The organism is Psychrobacter sp. PG1 (assembly GCF_014897815.1).
GTDB lineage: Bacteria > Pseudomonadota > Gammaproteobacteria > Pseudomonadales > Moraxellaceae > Psychrobacter.
Genome location: NZ_JABUZG010000083.1, coordinates 136,757 through 143,588 on the forward strand (window position 1 = coordinate 136,757; position 6,832 = coordinate 143,588).

Below are 6,832 nucleotides of genomic sequence, written 5' to 3' on the forward strand. Positions count from 1 at the left end.
GGCTGATATAGTCCATCCCTTTTAAAAGAGTTACTGTGCTCACCGTGCCTGAAGTATCATTGATACATCTGCACTTGGTTGCCTTGACCTTCTTTTAAATTGAATCAACGATAAGGGCTACATAGAATAGTTGGAAAATAAGGCACATTTTAACGCCTTTACGGCTAATTGACAATTCCCTTTAATGACTAATGATTTTCTTCAAATGATAGAGTAAATCATGCGCTTGTTTTGGCGTTAGGTTGTCAGGGTTTATTGCGCTTAGCTCATCCTGTAAGCTAAACAGCTGATTTTGCTGTGGAATATCAGTCATTATTTGAGATTGATTGGTACGGCTTATATGCGCTTTCTCTGTTTCAGGACCATTAATAGGATCGCATTTATCATTTACTGACTTAGTTAATTCATTTTTGTCATCAACGGTTGTCACGTTTTCTACTTTAATAGGGTCTAATTTTAAGTTATCTGCTAAGTAGCGCTTGGCATCATCCAGTACTTGGGTAGGAATCCCTGCCATTTTTGCCACATGCAGACCAAAACTAGAGCTTGCGGCACCATCCTTGATTTGGTGCAGTAGTAGCAGTTGACCGTCGATTTCACTGGCAGCGACATGGACGTTGCGGATAAGTTTGTCATTACTTCCACTGCTTTCTTTATAGTTTTCCGCCAATTTTGTCAGCTCAAAGTAGTGAGTGGCAAATAATGTCAGGCAGCCAATCTCTAGCAGTCGATTAACGCAAGCATGAGCAATGGCCAAACCGTCAGTGGTTGCTGTACCACGTCCGACTTCATCCATGAGCACCAGCGATTTATTGGTTGCTTGATTGAGAATATTGGCAGTTTCAATCATTTCCACCATAAAGGTGGATTTGCCGCCTGCCAAATCGTCAGCTGAGCCAATGCGGGTAAAGATACGATCGATATCACCAATATGAGCACGCGCAGCTGGTACAAAGCTGCCGCAATGCGCGAGTAGAACAATCAGCGCGGTTTGACGCATATAGGTCGATTTGCCACCCATATTAGGACCGGTAATCATCAACAGTCTTTCAGGGCTTTCGTGACTGCCTAAGGCACAATCATTGGCGACAAAATGGCTGCTATGTTTGGCAGGAGTATTACTGTGAGCATGAACAGGGTTTAGTGCGGCTTCGACGACGACATGACGACCTGCTTTGATGTCGATACTGGTTTGACTGTTATTATTCAAGCCGTTTTTTGAGTGACTATTTTCTAAGCCCCTATGTAAATTACTGCTTTCCATGACACTATCTAAGCTATTATTCTTTTTTGAGTCGTTACTCATGACTGGACGCTGCCAGTTATAAATAGTTGCCAGCTGCGCCCAATTACTAAGCACATCTATTTGCGCAACCGCAGCGCTGAGTTGTTGCAGTTCGGCTAAATGGTTGCTGAGTTCAGTTAAGAGTTCGTGATACAGCTGCTTTTCACGAGTTAATGCTAAGCTTTGCGCGCTTAGATATTCGGTTTCGACAGTCTTTAACTCGTCAGTGATAAATCGCTCACTGCTCTTCAGCGTTTGCCGCCGGATAAAATGTGCTGGTGCATTTTTTGCCTGCATCTTGGGCAATTCAAAATAAAAGCCGCTGACCTTGTTAAAACCCACTTTTAAACTGGGTAATTGGCTCTCTTGACGCGAGCATTCTACCATATCATCCAATGTCACTTGGATATTGTCATGCAGATGAGTCAGGCGATCAAACTCCGCATCAAAACCTGCGGCGAGCATGCCACCATCACGAATATGTGCGGGTGGCTCTGTGATAATGGCTCGCTCAATCAGCTCAGCGACTGTTTGTACGGCAGGTAACTGTGCAGGCAATTGCTGTATCAACATCGGTAACAGTCCTGCCTGCTCATGGCTAATACCTGCATTCGTCAGTAGCGTCGTAAGCTGGGCGCTACTAGCAATACCCTCAGCAAGTTTACGCAGGTCACGCGGCTTAGCGCTCATCAGACCAATACGGCTACTAATACGTTCCATATCGCCAATAACGTTTAAGGTTTCGCGCAATCTGGTAATTAATGAGATATTTCCCGAGCTTTGCTCAGACTGTTTATCAGTATTTAACAAACTGGTTATCGCATCTAAGCGCAAATTGATACGCGCATGCTGACGCAGTGGGCGTTTCATTTGCTGCACCAGTAAGCGCCTACCCATCGGTGTTTGACAATGATTAAGTACAGATATCAATGAGGTTCCATTACTGCTAACGGGGGTAAATAGCTCAAGATTTTGCTGACTATTGGCATCGATAATTAAATAGTCGTCACTGTACTCAACGATAAGTTGGTTAAGCTGTGGCACGTGACGCTGCTGAGTTTGCCGCGCATAATGTATTAATGCTGCACAGCTAGATTGGGCAAGAAGTGCGTCATTGATTCCTAGTCCATCGAGGCGTTGTACGTCAAACTGCTGGCAAAGAGTTGCGCTGGCATGCTCACGGTGGAAGTCATTTGCCGCCACTTCGATAATCGGACAGTCGAGATTTTGACGTAGCCACAGCATCCAATCTTCGTCGATACGGTCGTTAAGTGCTTCGCTAATGATACATTCACTGGGCGCAAAGCGTGCCAGTACCGTCAGCATTTGCGTTTGCAAATTTTTGACATCATCATGGCTATTATTATAGCTGGCACTCAGCGTTTGCGTCGTTAGTGTTCCAGCGGCTAAATCCATTTGGCTAATGGCAGCTTGCACAGGTTGTTTGCTGTTCGATTTAGGTATTTCGATATCAATGGCGACCACAGTTGGCGTATGATTGGGCGCAATTAAAGCATCATCAGTAATTGTTCCTGCGGTCAGGGTTTTAACCACTTCACGGCGCATAATGCTGCCAGCAGCAGATTTGCTTTTATCTTTTTTCTGCTTATCGCCCATCGTCGGAGCATTGGACGGGTTATTCGTGTTGTCAGTGCCAGTGGCTGATTCGTCAATTTGCTCACACACAACGACGGTTTGCCCAGCAGCTATCAACCTTGCCATGTAGCTATCGGCCGCATGAAAAGGCACACCTGCCATGGCAATGGTATTGCCCGCTTTATCCGTACCACGGCGAGTCAAGGTGATGTCTAATATTTGTGCCGCGCGCTTGGCATCATCAAAAAATAACTCATAAAAATCACCCATGCGGTACAGCAGTAACGCTTGTGGATAGTTGGCTTTCATGGTTAGATATTGCACCATCATCGGCGTATGATCTGCCAAGTGATAAACGGTATCGCCTACCATCAACTGATCGGAGGTCAAAGGTGTCACGGTCTGTTGTTTTGATATTGCGTACTTTGAGGGAGTAGGTTTTTCGGCGTTAAGGTTTTGAGCGGATGGCTTAGCGGTCATGCAGAGTCTCTTATAATGCTTAAATGGGTTTTTTAGTCAGCTGGCGTTAAACGGACGACGGTATATACAGATCAGTGTAAAAAATAGATGAGAAAAACACTCGCTTATGAGTGGTTGATTTGCAAGATTCTGGTTGATTTTTACCAAAATAGCTTTATTAAAGGGTCATCATAGCGCGCAAATTTAGCAGTCGAAAAACTAAGAAGTGTGAAGTGTAATTACTATTTTAACACGTCCAGCCGCGCTTTTACGTCGGCAAATATCTACTCGCTGCCCTTGTATCCATCGGCGTCATAACCATATATAATGACGTCACACTTAATTGGGCGATACTTCATTAGGCGACACTTCATTAGGCAGTACCTTATTAATCAGTACTTTGTTAAGAGGTGCTTTGTTAACAACAGGTACTTAGTCAGGTGATGACTGTAATGACAAGGCGGCAGCGGGCGAAGCTTTGGCTAATGCGCACTAATTATCGAATATTTCCATAGGTCAAAAAATTATGTTATCAAAGATTATAGGCAGTGTGGTTGGCACTAAAAATGACCGCGAATTAAAGCGCATGCGCAAAGTGGTCAGCAAAATCAACGCACAAGAGGCTGCGGTACAAGCCCTGTCTGATGAGCAATTACAACAAAAAACCGAAGAGTTTAAAGCACGACACCAACAAGGTGAAAGCTTAGATGCATTACTACCCGAAGCGTTTGCCGTCTGCCGTGAAGCGTCATTACGCGTCAATGGCATGCGTCATTATGATGTGCAGCTGATCGGTGGTATCACCTTGCACGAAGGCAAAATCGCTGAGATGAAAACGGGCGAAGGTAAAACCCTAATGGGTACTTTAGCGATGTACCTCAATGCCATCAGTGGTAAAGGTGTGCATTTGGTTACGGTCAACGATTATTTGGCGGCACGTGATGCTGAATTGAACCGTCCATTATTTGGCTTTTTGGGCATGACCGTCGGTGTCATTTATTCACAACAACCGCCGCAAGAAAAAATCGACGCTTATCAAGCGGATATTACTTACGGTACCAATAACGAATATGGCTTTGATTATCTGCGCGATAACATGGTTTTTAGTTTAAAAGAGAAAAAGCAGCGTCCATTAAACTTCTGTATTATCGATGAAATTGACTCTATTTTAATCGATGAGGCTCGTACGCCGCTTATTATCTCAGGTCAAGCCGAAGATTCTTCACGTATGTACGCGCTGATTAATACCATTATCCCGGTGCTGATTCGCTCAAAAGACGAAGAGGCCAATAAGAATAACGAAGAAGAAGATTTCTGGATTGATGAAAAAAATCGTCAAATCGAAATCAGTGAAAAAGGCTATGAAAAAATTGAGCGCTTCTTAATCGAAGTCGGTGAGTTGGGTGAAAATGAAAGTTTATACAGCCCAAGCCGTTTGCCATTATTGGCTCACGTACAAGCTGCCATTCGCGCCCATCATGTGTTTGTTAAAAACGTCCACTATATCGTCGATGACGGCGAAGTGGTTATCGTTGATGAAAACACGGGTCGTACCATGCCGGGTCGCCGTTGGTCAGAAGGTCTGCATCAAGCGGTAGAAGCCAAAGAAAACGTCGAAATTCAAGCAGAAAACCAAACGCTTGCGACCACGACGTTCCAGAACTACTTCCGTTTGTATGAAAAACTATCAGGCATGACAGGTACCGCTGATACCGAAGCAGCAGAATTCAAATCAACTTATGACTTAGATGTCATCGTGATTCCAACGCACGAGCCGATTGCTCGTATCGATATGGATGATCAGATTTTCTTAACCAAGCTAGGCAAATACAAAGGTATTATTCGCGAAATTAAAGAGATTCAAGCAAAAGGTGCCCCAGTATTGGTTGGTACGGCGACGATTGAAGCCAGTGAAGAGTTGTCTTATTTGCTCGATCAAGAGGGCGTCAAGCATAACGTCCTAAACGCCAAACAACACGAGCGTGAAGCCGAAATCATCGCGCAGGCGGGTAGTCCAAAGGCTGTGACGATTGCGACCAACATGGCAGGTCGTGGTACCGATATTATCCTTGGTGGTAACTGGCAATCGTTTATTGAAGATATCGATTCGGTCAGTCCTGAAGAAATGGCACGCCTAAAAGCAGAGTGGCAAGTCAAACATGACCAAGTGGTCGCGGCTGGCGGTTTGCATATCATTGGTTCTGAGCGTCACGAATCACGCCGTATCGATAACCAGTTACGTGGTCGTGCTGGTCGTCAGGGCGATCCTGGGATGTCGCGTTTCTTTTTATCGCTCGAAGATGACTTGATGCGTATCTTTGCTGGTGATCGCGTCGTAAATATGATGCGTGCCATGGGTCTTAAAGAAGATGAAGCCATTGAGCATAAGATGGTCTCAAAATCGATTGAAAATGCCCAAGGTAAAGTAGAAAGCCGCGATTTTGATGCGCGTAAAAATCTGTTGAAATATGATGACGTCGCCAATGAACAGCGTAAAGTGATCTATGGTCAGCGTGATGACTTGCTAGCAGAGATGGATTTGCTTGAAGCCATTGAGATTATGCACGAAGAAGTCTATAACGCCATGATTAACCAGTTTATTCCACCAGGTTCTATCGATGACCAATGGAATATTGATGGCTTAGAAGACGAGCTTGAAAATGAATTTAAGATTGCGATGCCTATCAATGATTGGCTCGATGAAGATCGCCGCTTAGACGAAGAAGGCTTACGTGCCAAAATCATCCAAACAGCTATCGATCGCTATCATAGCCGCCGTGAGCAGATGGGCGAAAAAGATGCTGCTCAGCTTGAGCGTCACTTTATGCTACAGAGCTTAGACAAGCATTGGAAAGAGCATTTGACCCAAATGGATCAGCTGCGTAAAGGCATTCATCTGCGTGGTTATGCACAGAAAAACCCTGAGCAAGAATATAAGCGTGAATCATTTGAGCTGTTCCAAATGATGCTTGGCGCAATTAAATCTGAGACCGTTCAAGATTTATCACGTGTCCATATTCCGACTAAAGAAGAGCTAGAAGCGCTGGAAATACAGCAGCGTGAGAATGCTGCTCATATGCAAATGCAGTTCGAGCATAGTGATATTGATAATATGGATAGCGGAGCTGAAAAAGCCGCCGCGCAAAATCGTAATCTTGCTGGTAGTGCGGTCGCAGGTGCTATTGTGGGTAGTGGTAATAATGCCAATGAGGCAGACCCATACGCTGGTATGAATATCAGTCGTAACGCCCCATGCCCTTGTGGTTCAGGTCTTAAGTACAAGCAATGTCATGGTAAAATATAGCATTCATAAGCGAATATTGATAATAAACACTTAAGCATTGCTGCTTATATATCTTTAATATTCGTTAGTCTCAAAAGCCCTTATCTAAAATAGATAAGGGCTTTTCTGTATTTGCTCACATTCTTTGTCTCTAAATTATCTTGAATCGACTAGGGCGTGTTGAACATTGGGAATAAAACGATGGCAAA

The 6,832-nt window shown here is 44.3% G+C and carries 2 protein-coding genes; one reads left to right on the plus strand and one right to left on the minus strand.

Going from position 1 to position 6,832, the window contains the following annotated elements:
- Positions 1–181 precede the first annotated feature (181 nt).
- Positions 182–3,361 carry a DNA mismatch repair protein MutS gene (mutS, locus tag INT03_RS13220; RefSeq protein ID WP_193009299.1) on the minus strand — a complete coding sequence of 1,060 codons (3,180 nt, stop codon included), beginning with the start codon at positions 3,359–3,361 and terminating at the stop codon, positions 182–184.
- 505 nt (positions 3,362–3,866) lie between these two features.
- On the opposite strand from mutS, the gene secA reads away from it, so the two are divergent.
- Positions 3,867–6,644 (plus strand): preprotein translocase subunit SecA, encoded by a 2,778-nt coding sequence (secA, locus tag INT03_RS13225; protein WP_045443474.1) that lies wholly within the window; start codon positions 3,867–3,869, stop codon positions 6,642–6,644.
- Positions 6,645–6,832 lie beyond the last annotated feature (188 nt).

Bases quoted from the DNA above. Each gene is read 5' to 3' on its own strand.
- secA (WP_045443474.1), top strand. From the start codon at position 3,867: ATGTTATCAAAGATTATAGGCAGTGTGGTTGGCACTAAAAATGACCGC.
- mutS (WP_193009299.1), bottom strand. From the start codon at position 3,361: ATGACCGCTAAGCCATCCGCTCAAAACCTTAACGCCGAAAAACCTACT.